The sequence below is a fragment of the Thomasclavelia saccharogumia DSM 17460 genome (assembly GCF_000686665.1).
Taxonomy (GTDB): domain Bacteria; phylum Bacillota_I; class Bacilli_A; order Erysipelotrichales; family Coprobacillaceae; genus Thomasclavelia; species Thomasclavelia saccharogumia.
Genome location: NZ_JMLH01000030.1, coordinates 1 through 17,002 on the forward strand (window position 1 = coordinate 1; position 17,002 = coordinate 17,002).

At 31.0% G+C, this 17,002-nt stretch carries 15 protein-coding genes; 13 read left to right on the forward strand and 2 right to left on the reverse strand.

The genetic code is table 11. The annotated features are described in order from the left end of the window. The first annotated feature begins 676 nt into the window (after positions 1 to 676). The 3 genes from BR82_RS15445 to BR82_RS0108035 all read left to right on the forward strand — a co-directional run bounded on the left by BR82_RS15445 (position 677) and on the right by BR82_RS0108035 (position 6,977). On the forward strand, positions 677 to 5,590 hold the full coding sequence (locus tag BR82_RS15445; protein ID WP_027089771.1) for a CehA/McbA family metallohydrolase: 4,914 nt from the start codon (positions 677 to 679) through the stop codon (positions 5,588 to 5,590). Positions 5,591 to 5,638: 48 nt separating this feature from the next. Next, positions 5,639 to 6,796, forward strand: coding sequence for a YibE/F family protein (locus BR82_RS0108030; RefSeq protein WP_084300776.1), 1,158 nt, complete (start codon positions 5,639 to 5,641; stop codon positions 6,794 to 6,796). Positions 6,797 to 6,857: 61 nt separating this feature from the next. Continuing rightward, positions 6,858 to 6,977: a hypothetical protein gene (locus BR82_RS0108035; RefSeq protein ID WP_027089773.1), complete on the forward strand. Its 120-nt coding sequence runs from the start codon at positions 6,858 to 6,860 to the stop codon at positions 6,975 to 6,977. Positions 6,978 to 7,045: 68 nt separating this feature from the next. Here BR82_RS0108035 and BR82_RS0108040 read toward each other — a convergent pair whose 3' ends face one another. Continuing rightward, on the reverse strand, positions 7,046 to 7,603 hold the full coding sequence (locus BR82_RS0108040) for a TetR/AcrR family transcriptional regulator C-terminal domain-containing protein (protein ID WP_027089774.1): 558 nt from the start codon (positions 7,601 to 7,603) through the stop codon (positions 7,046 to 7,048). 125 nt (positions 7,604 to 7,728) lie between these two features. Here BR82_RS0108040 and BR82_RS0108045 point away from each other — a divergent pair, with 125 nt between their 5' ends. From BR82_RS0108045 to BR82_RS0108055, 3 genes are all read left to right on the forward strand, one after another. Beyond that, positions 7,729 to 8,712, forward strand: a complete 984-nt coding sequence (locus tag BR82_RS0108045; RefSeq protein ID WP_027089775.1) for an ROK family protein — start codon at positions 7,729 to 7,731, stop codon at positions 8,710 to 8,712. Beyond that, positions 8,712 to 9,602 carry a PHP domain-containing protein gene (locus BR82_RS0108050; RefSeq protein WP_027089776.1) on the forward strand — a complete coding sequence of 297 codons (891 nt, stop codon included), beginning with the start codon at positions 8,712 to 8,714 and terminating at the stop codon, positions 9,600 to 9,602. The genes BR82_RS0108045 and BR82_RS0108050 overlap by 1 nt, the downstream gene beginning before the upstream one ends. Positions 9,603 to 9,709: 107 nt before the next feature. Beyond that, positions 9,710 to 10,564 carry a YitT family protein gene (locus tag BR82_RS0108055; protein WP_027089777.1) on the forward strand — a complete coding sequence of 285 codons (855 nt, stop codon included), beginning with the start codon at positions 9,710 to 9,712 and terminating at the stop codon, positions 10,562 to 10,564. Between the two features lie 4 nt (positions 10,565 to 10,568). Here the strand turns inward: BR82_RS0108055 and BR82_RS0108060 are convergent, their stop codons facing one another. Next, positions 10,569 to 10,880 carry a rhodanese-like domain-containing protein gene (locus tag BR82_RS0108060; RefSeq protein WP_027089778.1) on the reverse strand — a complete coding sequence of 104 codons (312 nt, stop codon included), beginning with the start codon at positions 10,878 to 10,880 and terminating at the stop codon, positions 10,569 to 10,571. Positions 10,881 to 10,964: 84 nt separating this feature from the next. On the opposite strand from BR82_RS0108060, the gene BR82_RS0108065 reads away from it, so the two are divergent. From BR82_RS0108065 to rplK, 7 genes are all read left to right on the forward strand, one after another. Continuing rightward, the gene (locus tag BR82_RS0108065) at positions 10,965 to 12,149 is read left to right on the forward strand and encodes a phosphoglycerate kinase (protein ID WP_027089779.1); all 1,185 of its coding nucleotides are present in this window, start codon (positions 10,965 to 10,967) and stop codon (positions 12,147 to 12,149) included. Positions 12,150 to 12,164: 15 nt separating this feature from the next. Further along, on the forward strand, positions 12,165 to 12,908 hold the full coding sequence (gene tpiA, locus BR82_RS0108070; RefSeq protein ID WP_027089780.1) for a triose-phosphate isomerase: 744 nt from the start codon (positions 12,165 to 12,167) through the stop codon (positions 12,906 to 12,908). Between the two features lie 169 nt (positions 12,909 to 13,077). After that, complete coding sequence (locus tag BR82_RS0108075; protein WP_027089781.1) at positions 13,078 to 13,461, forward strand: desulfoferrodoxin family protein; 384 nt, start codon at positions 13,078 to 13,080, stop codon at positions 13,459 to 13,461. 145 nt (positions 13,462 to 13,606) lie between these two features. Further along, complete coding sequence (locus tag BR82_RS0108080; protein WP_027089782.1) at positions 13,607 to 14,920, forward strand: circularly permuted type 2 ATP-grasp protein; 1,314 nt, start codon at positions 13,607 to 13,609, stop codon at positions 14,918 to 14,920. Next, a complete protein-coding gene (locus BR82_RS0108085) occupies positions 14,902 to 15,582 on the forward strand; it encodes an alpha-E domain-containing protein (protein WP_027089783.1) in 681 nt (226 codons plus the stop codon). The genes BR82_RS0108080 and BR82_RS0108085 overlap by 19 nt, the downstream gene beginning before the upstream one ends. Continuing rightward, entirely contained in the window at positions 15,575 to 16,351 is a 777-nt protein-coding gene (locus BR82_RS0108090) for a transglutaminase family protein (protein WP_027089784.1), read from the forward strand. Before BR82_RS0108085 ends, BR82_RS0108090 begins: the two co-directional genes overlap by 8 nt. A gap of 194 nt (positions 16,352 to 16,545) precedes the next feature. Beyond that, positions 16,546 to 16,959 (forward strand): 50S ribosomal protein L11, encoded by a 414-nt coding sequence (rplK, locus tag BR82_RS0108095; protein ID WP_027089785.1) that lies wholly within the window; start codon positions 16,546 to 16,548, stop codon positions 16,957 to 16,959. Positions 16,960 to 17,002: the final 43 nt, after the last annotated feature.

Consider the following 17,002-nt stretch of genomic DNA (forward strand, 5'->3'; position numbering starts at 1 on the left):
GCATAGAAAAGCCTCAAAAAAGGAGAAGCAGGTTTAGTTATCTACGGTCCTTTCTTTGTGGCATAAATAAGATATAAAAGAAGTCGCGATCTGGAATATCAGAAATTATAGATGATCCACGCTTAAAGATAGTTAGAACTTATTTGACGAACCATTAACCTTGGAGTAGCCAATCTCCGTATAACAGAGTGGTTAACTGTCGATAAATCTAGTATTTTGGGGCTTTTGTATGCCATTGATGATAAAATTAAATAATTTTATTATGAATGTGTAATTTTCACTTGACAAAGGTCACTTCATAACAGAAGGGAAGTATTTGAATTAATGATTCGAGCAATAAATCGGATATAATTGGTTAGTCGATGAAAGAAACTTTTTACTTAAGTTTCTTTTTTTGTATGAGAATTTGATATTTTTTCATATGAATAATTTTTAATTTGTTTATTTGCAAAATATTTTACACTATTTGAAGCAAATTATTATCAAACCCATTATCTCCGGTAAGATATATTTTTACAAAAATATCTGTGAATATGATTTTAATAGCATAAATATTTATTTTTTAAAACTATAATAAAAAATCTTATAAATTAATTGATTAAAACTTTACATAAACTTGGTATTTTGATTTAAAGGAGATGATTATAATTTATATGAAAATGAAAGGAGAAAAATAATGATATGGCAAAAGAAATTTTATAAAATTAGTATTTGTCTACTGTCTTTAGTGATGATATTTTCCATAATGTATGGAAATCTAAATTTTATTAACGCTCAAGAACAGCGACAGACTATCGCAAACTGGAATATAGATAGTAATCCTGAAACAGTACCAGAAAAATCTGTAATTCCAGCTACTTTTGGAGAAGGATTTAATTTGACTACAAATGCCACAGGAACCTGGGGAAATAGTGCAAGCTATTTTTTAGCAGCTAGTGGCTTTGATGGTGAAGCGGGCAGTAAATACTGGCAAATTGAAATACCAGATTCGAGTTATGAAGATTTACAGATTAGTTTTAGCATGCGTCGTTCAAAAACGATGAATCAAGAGTGGCATGTTTTATATTCACAAGATGGTTTGGAATATAAAAAAGTTAGTGAAAGTAATTTTGAGATTACTGCTACCTCTGGGGCTTTAAATGCAATATCATGGAATGATAATACATATTTAAGTATACCTAGCGAGGCTAGATATATTCGGATTGTTCCAAGTGATGATGTTAATAGTAGTGGAGCTACTTGTTATTTAAATAACATTACATTAACGGCATTGTTGGGTAATAAAGTAAGTAATGTAATTATTGTTCCAAATGGTGGCCAGGTAGCATTAAAGACAAAATTATCAATGAGTTGTGCTACGCCTTTAGCAACGATCTACTATCAGATTGGAAATGACGAGGCTAGGGTTTATGATCCAAATAACCCACCAGTGTTAAACGAGCTGCCTTGTACGATCAAAGTTTGGGCAACTTTAGATGGTAAAGAAGACAGTGATGTAAAGGTATATCAATTTACAGAAAAATACAGTACGATAAATGAAGCTCGTAATGGTGAAAATAATGAATTTACAGTTAAAGGCATTGCTACAAGTAAATATGATAATGCATCATTAGGTCAATATATTCAAGATTCTACAGGCGGAATCATGTTATATGGGGATGCAGTTTTAAAAGATAAAAAGATTCAAATTGGTGATGAAGTAATCGCTAAAGGAGTTACTAAGTATTATAGTGGTAAATGTGAATTAGAAGTAACGGATGTTCAAATCATAAGCAATAAAAATGAAGTTTTAGCTACAACTGTAACACTGGATAAAATTGGTGATATGTGTGGTGGAAAATATGTAGCTTTAGATGAAGTTATTGTAAATAGTATGTCTAAAGATAATTATAACAATACTAATCTAACTTTATTTAAGGATGGTTATACACTAAATGCCAAATTAGATTCACGTCGTGGTGACGATTATGAGATCTTAGCAAAAAAGATTACCCAAAACAATGTTATCAATATAAAAGGAATTTTAGAGGGATATAACGGCTCATATATTTTACAATTATTGAATGCTGATGATGTAACTAAAGTGGCAGATAAGCCAAGTGAAGAGATTGCCAGTGTTGTAGCTAGTCAAGGCAGTGGTGAATTAGAATTGAATAGTAAAATCACATTATCCTGCGCTACTTCAGATGCTAAGATCATGTATAAGTTAAATGATGGTGAGTATCTTGAATATAAAGAGCCAATTACGATCACAGTTTTACCAGCAACATTAAAAACATATGCTATTTTAAATGGTGAATCAAGTAAGGAAATAACATATACATACCATGAAGTATTTACAGGAACATATAATACTTATTTTGGTCAATTACATGCTCACACAAATTTATCTGATGGGGCAGGATCAGTTGAAAGTGCTTTTGAATATGCTTCAAAAGTTAAAAATTTAGATTTTTTAGCAGTTACTGATCATTCTAACTCATTTGAAGGTAGTAATTATGAAGCTTCAATCAATGATTCAGCAAATAATGAAAAATGGGCAACTGGTAAAGCCACAGCCCAAAATATTACTGATCAAAAAATTGCTAATAATGATATTACTAGCGCCGGATCAACTTTTTTAGGAGTCTATGGTTATGAGATGACATGGAGTGATGGTAGTGGACATATTAATACTTTCAACACAGCTGGTTTTGAAAATCGAAATAATGCAATTTTTCAAAATAAAAAACAATCAGCAAGCAATCCTTCAGGGTTAGCTCAATACTGTGATCGTTTAGTTAGTGCCGAGACATCAATTTCTCAATTTAATCACCCAGGAACAACTTTTGGGGATTTCTATGACTTTACAAATTATAGTGTTGAAAACGATGCAAGAATTAATTTGATTGAAGTTGGTAATGGTGAAGGAGCTGTAAGGAGCGGTGGTTATTTTCCATCATATGAATATTATACAAGAGCGTTAGATAAAGGCTGGCATGTAGCACCAACGAATAACCAGGATAATCATAAAGGAGCTTGGGGTGATGCAAATACAACTCGTTCAGTTATTTTAGCGCAAACATTAGATGAAAATAGTTTATATGATGCTTTAAATAAACGTCGTGTTTATGCAACAGAAGATAATGATTTGAACATTTATTATACTTTAAATGATCAAATAATGGGTAGTGAAGTGTATGATGCCGGTGAAACTGTTCACCTTAGTGCTAAAATTAGTGATCCTACAGATAAAGCAATTGGAACTGTAGAGGTAATTGTAAATGGAGGAATCGTTGCTGCAAGTAAGACGATTTCTGAAAATGAAGGAACCGTAACATTTGATCTACCTAATAATTATTCATATTATTATTTAAGAGTAACCCAGCCAGATCAAGATATCGCGGTAACGGCACCAGTATGGACAGGCGAAGTGGAAAAAGCGGGCATTGCTAGTGTTGCTTGCGATACTGAATTACCTGTTAAAAATGAAAATGTTGGAATTACTACAACACTATATAATAATGAAAATGTCGATATGATAATTAAATCAATTGAATATTTTGTAAATGGAAATGTTATTCGTAGTATTGATGGTAGTGAACTTACTAATGGGGCGACTCTAGAATCGTTAAAAACAACGACAGATGAATTTACATATATTCCTTCTGTAAATGGAGAAACAACGATCAATGTAGTTTTAAAGGCAATGATCAATGGAGTAGATAAGACTTATAATGGTTTGGTTAAATTAGATGTTGCTGATCCAAGTACAGTTACAAAAGTTGTGATTGATGGGACACATTTTAATGATTATGTAAATGGATATTATAGTGGGAATATGGATAACTTTATCAAGTTATGTGCGAATCAAGGTGTTCAGGCAAGAATAGAAACTAATAAAATTGATGCTAAATTATTGAAAGATACAGATTTATTGGTAGTAACGGCGCCAATGAAAAAAGTGACATCTACTAGTGGTGACGGAATGCAGCCGAGTGTTTTTGAAGAATCATTTATGAAAGATGTTGCTGAATATGTAAATAATGGTGGAACTGTAATAACATGTGCGTTAGCTGACTATCAAGATGCAAATGAAGATCCATACACATCAAGTACACAAATTAATACGTTATTAAAAACAATTGGGTCATCGATGTCAATTAATAGTGATGAAGTAATTGATCAAGAAGTTAATGATGGTCAAAGTTATCGTTTAAAACTTAAAGGAACATATAATAGAGATTCAAAATGGCTAGCAGGGGTAGTTGATCAACAAGAGTACAGCGTTTATTCAGGATGTTCAGTAAATCCTGGCAAGGGTGAAGCACTGGTTAAAGGGTTTGACACAACTTATAGTATAAATTCTAGAAAAAGTAATAGTAAATATGAAAGTGATAAACCAGTACTAAGTGCCACTGCACCGTATGATGAAAATACAGCTGTAGTAAAAAAAGGTGATGTAACAATGCTGGCAGCTGAACAAGTTGGACAAGGACAGGTGTTTACAGCTGGGACAGTGTTCTTATCAAATTTTGAAGTTAAGGCAGACATGGATAATATTTATGACTTGCAATATATAAATTATAATATCGTAACTAATATTTTAGATAGTGTAAAAGTGAGTGTTCCCACAACAAGTATTGCAGAAGTTCGTCAAAATGGACAACTTGGAGATATTTATGCAGTAGAAGGAATTGTTACTGCAGGTAGTGAAGCTCCAAATGCGTTTTTTGATACAATTTATATCCAGGATGAAACTGGTGGAATTGATATTTTTCCAATTGCTAATGGCAGTGGTATCAAGGTAGGTAATAAAGTACGTGTAGTTGGATATGTTGATGAATATCAAGGAGATAAAGAATTAAAGATTGGTAATAGCGGTGTTTATGGTTATGAGATAATAGATGATGCTGTTGATCCGTTAGATCCAACTGAATTAAGTTTAATACAGGCTAATGATTATGAAAATTATGGTGGATTATTAGCTAAAGTTAAGGGGAGAGTAACAGAAGTAAGTATTGTCGATGGTATCTTAGATAATTGTTGGATTCAAGATGATCAAGGGACTAGATTTAGAATATTTGTTGATGGCTATATTAATCCTGAAGTAGATACAAGTGATGTAATTCAAGTAGGTAACGAAGTTAGTGCAATTGGAGTAATATATAATAATCCAGATGGTGTTTGTTTAAGAGTTCGTGATCGTAATGAAATTAGATTAGAAACAGTAAGTAAAATAGACAAGAGTGAATTACAAAAGTTGATCAATGAGATGTTAGCTGGTGATGGATATAGTGATTCTAGTTATGCAAATTATCTAAAAGTAATCAATGAGGGTAAAATAATTTTAGCTGATTTGAATGTCACTCAAAGTGAAGTTGATCATGCTGTTGAAGCAATTAAACAAGCTATAGAAAAACTTGAAAAAATTTCTAAAAATGAAATTACAAAACCTGGAGATGATCAAATTGCTAAACCTACTGTAACAGAAACTACTAATAAAAATAAAGCAGTTGAAACAGGAGATAATAGTAATCAGGAATTACTTTTAATAATGGCAATAATAAGTATATTTGGATATAGTTTGATTAGAAAAAAAGAAATTTAAGCTGATAAAGCGCCACAATGTGGCGTCTTTATCATTGGAGGAAAAAAATTGAAGTTAAAAGTAAAAAAAATAACTAAAAAACAGCTAATAAAAATAACATTACTAAGTATTGTGATTATTATATTTATTAGTGCTATTTATATGATTAATCAGAATAACCAAGATTATCAATCATCTAGTGCTGGTAAATATGTAAAAGCAGTTGTTTTAGAAGTTAAAGATGATAAATTAGAAACTAGTGATAAAAGTGGTTTACAGCTAGGAAGTCAAGAAGTTAGTTTAAAAATAACTGAAGGAGAGCATAAAGGTGAAGTACATGATGTTACAAATGAAGTGAGCCAGCTTCATAATATAGTTGTAAAAAAAGGAACTAAAATTATTGTGACGATTTTAGAGAATACTCATAATAGCTATAATGTAGCTATTTATAATTACGATCGTACTAATACGATTTTGGTTAGTATAATACTTTTTGTTGCTTTATTGTGCCTTATCGGAGGAATAAAGGGATTTAAAGCTGTATTAGGATTAGCGTTTGCAATAATCGGGATAGTAATGATTTTGATACCTTTGGTAGCTAGAGGGTATGATGCAATTTTAGTGTCAATTGGTGTGGTGAGTATTATTGCTTTAGTGTGCTTTGTTGTGTTTGATGGAATAAGTACAAAATCAGTTTCGGCAATTATTGCAACAGTTATTGGAGTAACGGTTGCAGGAGTTTTTGCTTATTTAGTTCAAGTTTTAGGACATCTGAGTGGTTTTAATATGACTGAAGCAGAATCGTTAATGTTGATTTCTGGAGATAATCAGTTTTATATTCGAGGCTTATTGGTGGCTGGAATCATTATTTCGTCGCTAGGTGCAGTAATGGATGTAGCGATGTCAATTGCTTCATCAGTAAATGAGATATATGTGGTTAATTCTAATTTAACCTTTAAACAGTTAGTTGCTTCAGGAATGAATGTAGGAAAAGATGCAATGGGAACAATGGCAAATACTTTGATTTTAGCATTTACAGGAAGTTCTTTGAATTTATTATTATTGGTTTTTTCTTATGGGATAAGTTTTACTCAATTTATCAATAATGATTCGATAGCCATAGAATTATTACAAGGAATTGCCGGGTCTATTGGTATTGTAATATGTGTTCCCGTAGCAGCAATCATTACATCATTTATTTGTAAACGTGATTTGAAAAAGAAATAAAATATAAAGTATTTGCACATAAATTGATTTAGATGTAGAATAGTAACAAGAGGTGATTGAAATGAATGCAGTATTAACTGGAGATAGTACAAATATTACACCATATATCATTTTGATGGTAGTAGCGGTAATAGTAGTAGTTGGGTTTATTGTTTATAAGATGAAAAATAAAAATAAATAGTTGATTAAAGAGGTTTCGTTAAATGAAATCTTTTTATTTTTTTAAAAAAGAAGTTGAATTTCAACTTCTTAATTATGTAATAATTCTACAGCAAATATTTCGCTTTGAGTAGCGATTTTTTTTAAATCGTGAGCTAGTTTTTCAGGTGGGGTTTTCATATTTGTTTTGATCCATTGTAAAATAATTCCAGAAATTCCATAAGTATAAAATTCACTAAAAAATAGCTTTTCTTGATTTGAAATATTATTATTTGTATCTAGTTTGGTAATGGCATCATAAAAACATTTTTGGGATAAATCATAGAAATCTTGATAAAAATATTGTCCATTAGTATTAATGGTATTGATATAGAAATCTTTTTCTCGGTAAATTTTTTTTAATACTTTAAGTAGACATTGATCCCAGTTATTAAAAGTAACGATATTTTCAATATCTTTAAATAACTCATCATAATAAAGCCATTGTAAAAGGTCGTATTTATCTTGGAAATGATAATAAAATGTTTGGCGGTTTAAATTACAATTTCTAGTAAGATCATTTATTGAAATCTTTTCAAAATTTCGATGCTGACACAATTCTTTTAATGATCTAGCAAGAATACGTTTTGTAGTTAAGGAATTAGACATTAAATTCACCTCTTACATAATGTACCAAATAATTGTGAATAAAATATTTACATTGATAATGTTATTGCTATAATAAAATCATAAACTTTCAACACGATATAACGAAAGTTATGGGAGGGAGATATTTGACTAAAGTAACAGATTTAAAGACAAATAACATTCATCAAATTAGACAATGTTTTTACAATGGAAAAGTAATAACAAAAAATGAACTAGCAAAACAAACAGGACTTTCTTTAGCAGCTACAACTAATATATTGAAGTACTTATTAGAACATCAGGAGATATATTTAGCTGGTGAAGCTAAATCAACAGGGGGACGAAAATCAAAACAGTATGTATTAAATAAAGATTATTATCATTTGTTAAGGATAATTTTAAAAAAAGAAGTTTTGGGCTGTTGTTTTATGGTGAATATAGTTGATCTTTTAGGAAATGTGAAATTAGAAAAAAAGATTATTAAAAAGAAACAAATAGTAAATGATATTTTAGAAATAATTGCTGATTTTTTAGGGAATGACAACAAAATAAAGATTTTAGCTTTAAGTGTTCCTGGAGTTTGTCAGGATGGTAAAATAGATATTTGTGATTTCGATGAACTGGTAAATATTGATTTATTTGCGTTGATCAATGAGCGGTTTGATCTTGAGGTGATAATCGAAAACGATGTTAATATTGCTAGTATCGGCTTTGCAGATCATTATCCTGAAATTCAAAATATTGTTTTGATGTATCAGCCTAAAATCAAATATATTGGTTGTGGAATATTAATTGATCGTCATTTGTGTAAAGGAGCTACAAATTTTGCTGGTGAATTATCATATTTGCCGTTTATTTCGCACTATCAGCAGGATAGGATGTTAGAAAGTGATCCTCATGGTTTGTTATTAAAACAGTTAGCGACGATTTGTTGTGTAATAAATCCAAAAATTGTGGGAATATGTAGTGATGTTTTTGAAAAATTTGATAGTAGTGATTTGATTAAATATGTACCTAGAAAACATTGTCCTAAAATTATAAATATTGATAATTTAGATGAATTAATATTTGCGGGTTTATATCATTTGGCAATAGAAGTATTAAAAAATAAAATAAGAGGAGAAGGCTAATGGAAAAATTTATTGATTTGCATATGCATTCAAAATATAGCAGTGATGGTGAATTTATACCAGAGGAATTAGTGAAACAATGTTATCAAGCTGGTATTAGAATTATGGCTATTGCTGATCATAATAGTGTTAAAGCAATTGATGTGGCTAAAGAAATAGCAAAAAAGTTAAATATTCAGTATATACCGGCAATTGAGATTGATTGTACATATAACGGAATCGATTTACATGTTCTAGGCTATGGTATAGATCATCATCATGAAGATTTTTTTCTTTTAGAAAAAAACGTTTTCGATCAAGAATTAAAGTGTTCTAAAGAAAAAGTAAAGTTAATAAATAAAATGGGATTTGATGTAGATTTAAATGCATTAGAAAGTTTAACAGATAGTGGGATATATACCGGTGAGATGATAGGAGAAGTATTGTTAAATGATCAGCGCTACGTAGATCATCCGTTATTGAGGCCGTATCGAAATGGTGGTGAACGCAGTGATAATCCGTACGTTAATTTTTATTGGGATTTTTATGCACAAGGGAAACCGTGTTATACTAAAATAATTTATCCGAGTTTACAAAAAACAATTAACTTGATAAAAAAGCATGGCGGTATTGCTGTTTTAGCGCATCCTGGTAATAATTTGAAAGGACGATTTGAGTTATTTGATGAGATGGTAGAGCTTGGTATTGAAGGTGTAGAAGCTTTTAGTAATTATCATAGTATAGAAACGGTTGAGTATTTTTATAATTTTGGTAAAAAAAATCATCTTTTAATTACTTGTGGCAGTGATTATCATGGTAAAACAAAACCAGCAATTAAACTTAGTGAATGTCGCTGTATGATCGATGAGTGTGAAATTGAAGAACAGTTAAGAAGGTATAAGCTGCTTTAAAGTGTAAGTTATTATTTTTATTATTTTTAATGTAAATAATTATGATTGTTCTTTAATTAATACAATCACTGTGCTATAATCGGAGCAGGAAAAAGGGGATTTATAAAATGGATTTAAAAAAAAGAAAATATTTGATTAGTTTTGGGGCTGTTTTATTATCATCAATGATCATGGCGTTTGCAACTAAGAATCTAGTGCGTCCGGCAGGAATTTTATCAGGTGGCTTTATGGGGATTGCTATTATGGCTGACATGATCGTAGAACTATTTGGCGGAAGTTTTCCTACTTCGATTGGTTTATTGTGCTTGAATATACCTGTGGCATTGTTCTGTGCTAAAAAAATATCACCGCGCTTTGTATTTTTTTCATTATTACAAGTTATTTTGACATCATTATTTTTACCACTGGTACCACAAATACCATTGTTTGATGATAAAATTTTAAATGTGATTTTTGGCGGTTTTTTATTTGGTGGAAGTATTGTTATTGCTTTAAAAGGAAATGCTTCGAGTGGTGGAACAGATTTTATTTCTTTATATGTTTCTAATAAAAGTGGTAAAGAAATTTGGAATCAAGTATTTGTCTTTAATGCATTGATGCTTAGTGTATTTGGCTGTATTTTTGGTTTTGAAGCAGCAGGATATTCAATACTATTTCAATTTTTATCAACTAAAACAGTATCTACTTTTCACACTCGTTATAAGCGGGTAATGATGCAGATATTTACAAAACGTAAAGATGATGTAATGGCAGTATATTGTAAAAAATTTCATCATGGTATTACAGCTTTAGATGGAATGGGGGGATATTCTAAGGCGCCAATATCAATGTTGACAGCTATAGTCTCTAGTTATGAAGTTGATGATGTGATTACAGTTTTGAAAGAGGTTGATCCTAAAATTATTATAAATGTTAGTAAATCAGAAAAATATGTGGGACGTTTTTATAACGCACCGTTATAAAATTTTAGTAGTATTGTTTATTGATAGGGTGTTCGATTGCATAAAATCCACCATTGAAGCTATAAGCGCTATAACCTTGCATTGAAAGCTGTTTAGCTAATTCTAAAGATCTTTTGCCACTATAACAAATTAGGTAAATCGGCTTGTTTTTAGAAAGTTTAGGGGGATTATTAATAAAAGAATCATAAGGGATATTGATGAATTTATGCAGATGTAATCTATTAAATTGTAAAGGGTCTCTTAAATCGATAAATGTATAATCATGTTTAAGTAATTCTGGTAAATTATCAATATTAATTAATTGGTTATTTTTCATACATTTCACCTCATCATATTGTATGAAATTAATTGAAAACAATGAATAACAGTGATATAATTCAGCCATGGAGGAATATTAAAAATGGATAAAAAAACAATCAAAGATATCGAAGTCGCTGGAAAAGTGGTTTTATGCCGTGTTGACTTCAATGTACCAAGAAACAAAGAAACTGGAGAAATTACTAATGATAATCGTGTTGTAGCAGCATTACCTACAATCAATTATCTATTAGAACAAAATCCAAAATGTGTAGTATTATTCTCACACTTAGGAAAAGTTAAAACAGAAGAAGACAAAGCTAAAAACGATTTAGCAGTTGTTGCTCCTTGTTTAGAAAAACATTTAGGAAAACCTGTAACATTTGTTAATGCTACAAGAGGAGCAGTATTAGAAGATGCAATTAAAAATGCTGCTGATGGTGCAGTAATCTTAGTACAAAATACTCGTTATGAAGCAGGTGAATCTAAAAATGATCCTGAACTTGGAAAATATTGGGCTTCATTAGGTGATGTTTTTGTTGAAGATGCATTTGGTTCAGTACATAGAGCACATGCTTCAACTGCTGGTATTCCTGCTCATTTACCAAGTGCAGCTGGATTCTTAGTAGAAAAAGAAATCGCATATATTGGAAAAGCTGTAAACGATCCTGAAAGACCAATGGTTGCTATTTTAGGTGGAGCCAAAGTTTCTGATAAGATCTTAGTTATTGAAAACTTATTAAAAATTGCTGATAAAGTTATCGTTGGTGGAGGTATGTCATATACTTTTGCTGTTGCTCAAGGTAAAAAAGTTGGAAATTCTTTATTAGAAGAAGATAGAGTTGAAATTGCTAAAGAATTAATTGCTAAAGCCGGAGATAAATTAATTTTACCTGTTGATGCAGTTGTTAATAATGCTTTCTCTGAAGAAGGAGATATCAAAGTTGTTGAAGGAGATATTCCAGATGGTTATATGGGATTAGATATCGGACCTAAATCAGTTGAAAATATTAAAGCTGCTTTAGCTGGTGCTAAAACTGTAATCTGGAATGGACCAATGGGTGTATTTGAAATGCCTGCATTTGCTAAAGGAACAGTTTCTGTATGTGAAGCTTTAGCTAATTTAGATGGTGCAAATACTATTATCGGTGGTGGAGATAGTGCTGCTGCTGTAATGCAGCTTGGATATGCTGATAAAGTTTCTCATATCTCAACTGGTGGAGGAGCTTCATTAGAATATATGGAAGGTAAAGTTCTTCCAGGTATCGCTGCAATTGATGATAAATAATAAGGGGAGATTATAATGAGAAAACCAATTATCGTAGGAAACTGGAAAATGAACAAAACAATCGCTGATACTAAAGCGTTTGTTGAAGCTGTAGATGCTAAAGTGTCTGACAGTGCTGATTGGGGAATTGCTACTCCATATTTAGCTTTACAGGCTGCCAAAGAAGGAACTAAAAACTTATTAGTTGCTGCTGAAAATTGTCATTTCAAAGATAGCGGAGCTTATACTGGTGAAGTTAGTGTTGAAATGTTAAAAGAAATTGGAGTTGAATGGGTAATTCTTGGTCACTCTGAAAGAAGACAATATTTTGGTGAAACTGATGAAACAGTAAATGCTAAAATGTTACAAGTATTAAAAAATGATATGACACCAATTGTTTGTGTTGGTGAAACTTTAGAAGAATATGAAGCTGGAACAACTAAAGATGTTGTAAAAACACAAACTGTTGCCGCTTTTAAAGATGTATGTCCAAAATGTGCAGCGCGTAGTGTAATTGCTTATGAGCCTGTATGGGCTATTGGAACAGGAAAAACAGCTACTAATGAAATTGCTCAAGATGTTTGTGCATATATTCGTAGTGTAATTGCTGATTTATATGGTCAAGAAGTTGCAAATCAAGTAAGAATTCAATATGGTGGTTCTGTTAAACCTGAAGGATTAAAGACTTTATTAGAACAACCTGATATAGATGGTGCTTTAGTTGGAGGAGCATCTTTACAAGTAGATTCTTATCTTGCAATGGTTGAAAATTTAGGATAATATCAAGGCTCCTTTAGGAGCCTTTGTTTTGAAGATTACAGGTATATAAATAGGTAAATTATTAATAATAATATGGGGAATATTTAATAAAGCATATTAGTAACTATTATCATTTATTTGTGCTATTATATAGTTGCAAGGGAAAGATAAAACGAAAGGAGGATTGAAGATGAAACTATTGAAATGTCCTATCTGTGGAAATGTTGTTGAGATGATTGATGATCATGGGGTACCATTAATGTGTTGCGGTAAAAAAATGGAAGTAATCGAAGCAGGAGTAGTAGATGCTGCTGTTGAAAAACATTTACCAGTAGTGAATGTTGATGGTAATAAGTTAAAAGTATCAGTAGGTGATGTAAGTCATCCTATGACCCCAGAACATTTTATTAGTAATATTTGGGTAGAGTTTGAAACTGGTAATATTTTGAGGGTCACACTAACTTCAAATGATCAGCCAGAGGCTAGTTTTGATATTGCTGGTAAAAAAGGAAAAGCTACAGTTTATGAGCATTGTAATCTTCATGGCTTATGGAAAACAGAAATCGACTTATAAAAATCCTCGTTTCAGAGGATTTTTTGTTATAATTATTTATTAGTGATGAAAAAATTAATAATAAATTGACAATCCAGCAAACATATTATATTATTATGATAATAAAATATTATCAAAATGATAATGTTTGTTTGGAGGAAGATATATGCAAGAGTTAGTGAAACATGAAAAAAATATTAATGAGTTATTAAAAAGATATGGGGTTAAATTTGGTATCTATAAAAATAATGAGTTTCATGAACAGTTTTTTCCATTTGATGCAATTCCAAGGGTAATCACAGCAGAGGAATTTGCTTATTTAGAAAAAGGGTTGATTCAAAGAGTAGACGCTTTAAATCTATTTTTAAAAGACATTTATACTACACGATCTATAGTTAAAGATGGTGTTATTCCTGAAGAGTTTATTTTTATTTCAAAAGGATATCTACATGAGTGTAATGGTATTTTACCGCCTAAAGGAATATTTAGTCATATTTCCGGTATTGATTTAGTTGAGAGTAAAGATAAACAATGGTATGTCTTAGAGGATAATTTACGAATTCCCTCTGGAGCAAGTTATCCAATGATTGCAAGAGAGTTAACTAGACGTGCTTCTCCGATGACGTTTAAAAAGAATGAAATTGTTGACAATCGAGATTATGCAACATTGTTAAAAGAGACGATGAATTATGTAAATTGCGATGGAATCAATGTAATTTTAACACCGGGAAGATATAATTCGGCATATTTTGAGCATTCTTATTTAGCTGAAAAAACGGGTGCTGTTCTAGCAACGCCTAATGAATTGGTAGTTGAAAATAATTTATTGTTTTATAAGAATCGAGTAGGTTTAAAAGTTAAAGTTGGCACATTGTATCGTAGAGTTTCTGATGAATATCTTGATCCGATGACATTTTTACCAGAATCGGTGATTGGGATTCCTAATCTGATGTCAGTATATCGGGCAAGTAATGTAGCGATTATCAATGCACCAGGCAATGGGGTAGCCGATGACAAAGGAATTTATTATTTCGTTCCTAAAATGATTGAGTATTATTTAAAAGAAGAGCCTATTTTAAAAAATGCACCAACTTATTTAGCGTATTACAAAAAGGATAGAGATTATATTCTAAAAAATATAGATAAGTTAGTGATAAAAGATGTTTCGGAAGCTGGTGGTTATGGAGTTGTTTTTGGGGCGGATTTAAATGAAAAAGAATTACAAACTTTAAAACAAGAAATTTTAGAAAAACCACGGCGGTTTATTGCACAGGAAATAATTGATTTTATTGATTTGGAAGTAAGTGAAGAAGGTAAAGTAGTTTTGCGAAAAGCAGATTTAAGAGCGTTTGTATTATCAGGTGAAAAAACAAAGGTATGGGCCAGTGGATTGACAAGATTTTCGAAGAAACAAGGTTCATTTGTTGTTAATTCTTCACAAGGAGGAGGGTTTAAAGATACATGGGTGCTATTACGTTAGAAAAATCAAATAATTTATATTGGTTAGGAAGATATATTGAAAGGGTTTTTACTGGTATTATTAACTATCAGCGTTTATTTGATAAGATGATAGATGGTGATTTGGAAATATATAAAGAATATTGTCGATGCTTGGAAATTGAAGATAATTATTTTAATGATGCTCATTTTATAATATCTTATTTATTTGATAAAGATAATACTGATTCAATCGTGACAAATTTGTCAAGAGCATATGATAATGCGATTATATTAAGAGATGAAATAAGTTCAGAAAGTTTATCATATATTCAATTATCAATTAATATTTTTGAGAGAATGGAATTTTCTGATGCACCAGTTTTAGAGCTGCAAAAAGTACAAGATAATATATATGCGTTTTGGGGGAGTATTGAAGAAACAGTTGAAGAAGGAAGTCGCAATATTATTAAATGTGGTAAATATGCTGAAAGAGTGGATCTTTATTATCGTTTACAATGTTCAAAAGATGTTTTAGAAAAGAGTATCTGTCGATTAGTTGATCAGGTTGATAAAATTAAAAAATTATATCATTTAGATGGTTTAAATGAGTTTGAATTTGATAAAGAGATATCAAAGGATCATTTGGATTATATTCAACAATTAAATAACTTAAATATATTGTTTATGGTGCAAAATGACTAAAAGATTAAGCTTTGAATATGAGATGATTTTAGAGTTTGATGATTTTATCTCTAATCAACAGTTTCAGTTGCGTTGTGTTCCAAAAGATGGGATGTATCAACGTGTTGAATCGGTAGCGTATTCAATTTTCCCTACGGATTTAGTTTCTCGAATGCATGATGGATTTGGAAATTTGATTTATGTAGGAAGTTCATTGAAAAAGCATAAAAGTTTTACTTTTAGAGTAAGAGGAGTAATCGTTACAAGTTCAGTTCCTTTGGCTGAAAGTGATTATTTTCATCCCATATATAAATATGAAACAAAATTAACGATGGCAGATCAAAATATTAAAAATTTTGCTGATAAAATAAATATAGATGATTATAAAGATTATGCGATTGCATTGATGCATTTAATTTATCAAGAAATGACCTATGCGCCGGGGGTTACTAATATATATACTAATGCAATAAATGCGTTTGCTTTAAAAAAAGGTGTTTGTCAAGATTATACTCACATTATGTTAAGCATGTTGAAATATCATGGTATTCCTTCGCGGTATGTAGCAGGAATGATGGTGGGCGAAGGGGCAACTCATGCTTGGGTTGAAGTGTTTTATAAAGGTTTTTGGTTTGGAGTAGATCCTACTAACGATCGGATAGTAAATGAAGATTATTTCAAACTGGCTCATGGAAGGGATTATAATGATTGTATTATTGATAAAGGAGTTTTTACGGGTAACTGTAATCAAAAGCAAAAGGTAAAAGTAAAGGTCAAAGAGTTAAAATAGTGCATTTAAAAGTATTTGAATTATTATATAAAACCTTTTATAGGTTTTATTTTTTTGTTTTATTAAAAAAAGTGTTGCATTTATCAAATATTAATGTATAATTCGTAAGTGACGCAATATGTGTTACTATGCGTGGAAGGACACTGTCCATTTGACCACAGCACGGACAAATTTTATATAGGAGGTTATGTCACGTGAGTAAAAAAGTTGTAAGAGTTATGAAGATTCAATTCCCTGCTGGGGGAGCTAAACCAGGTCCAGCATTAGCTGGAGCAGGTATCCAAATGCCTAAATTCTGTACAGCGTTCAATGACCAAACTAAAGATCGTATGGGTGAGACTGTACCTGTTGTCTTAACTGTTTATGAAGATAAAGATTTTAGTTTCGTATTGAAAACTGCACCAGCAGCTGAAATGATTAAGAAAGCTTGTGGAATCAAAAAAGGTTCAAGCAATGCTGGAACTACTACTGTTGCTAAGTTATCAGCTGATAAATTAAAAGAAATCGCTGAATACAAAATGCCAGACTTAAATGCTAACGATTTAGAATCAGCAATGAAAATTATTGCTGGTACTGCTCGTAATATGGGCGTTGAAGTTGAAGCATAGTTAAAAAATAGAGAATTATCGTCATTTGTGGAAGGATAATCCG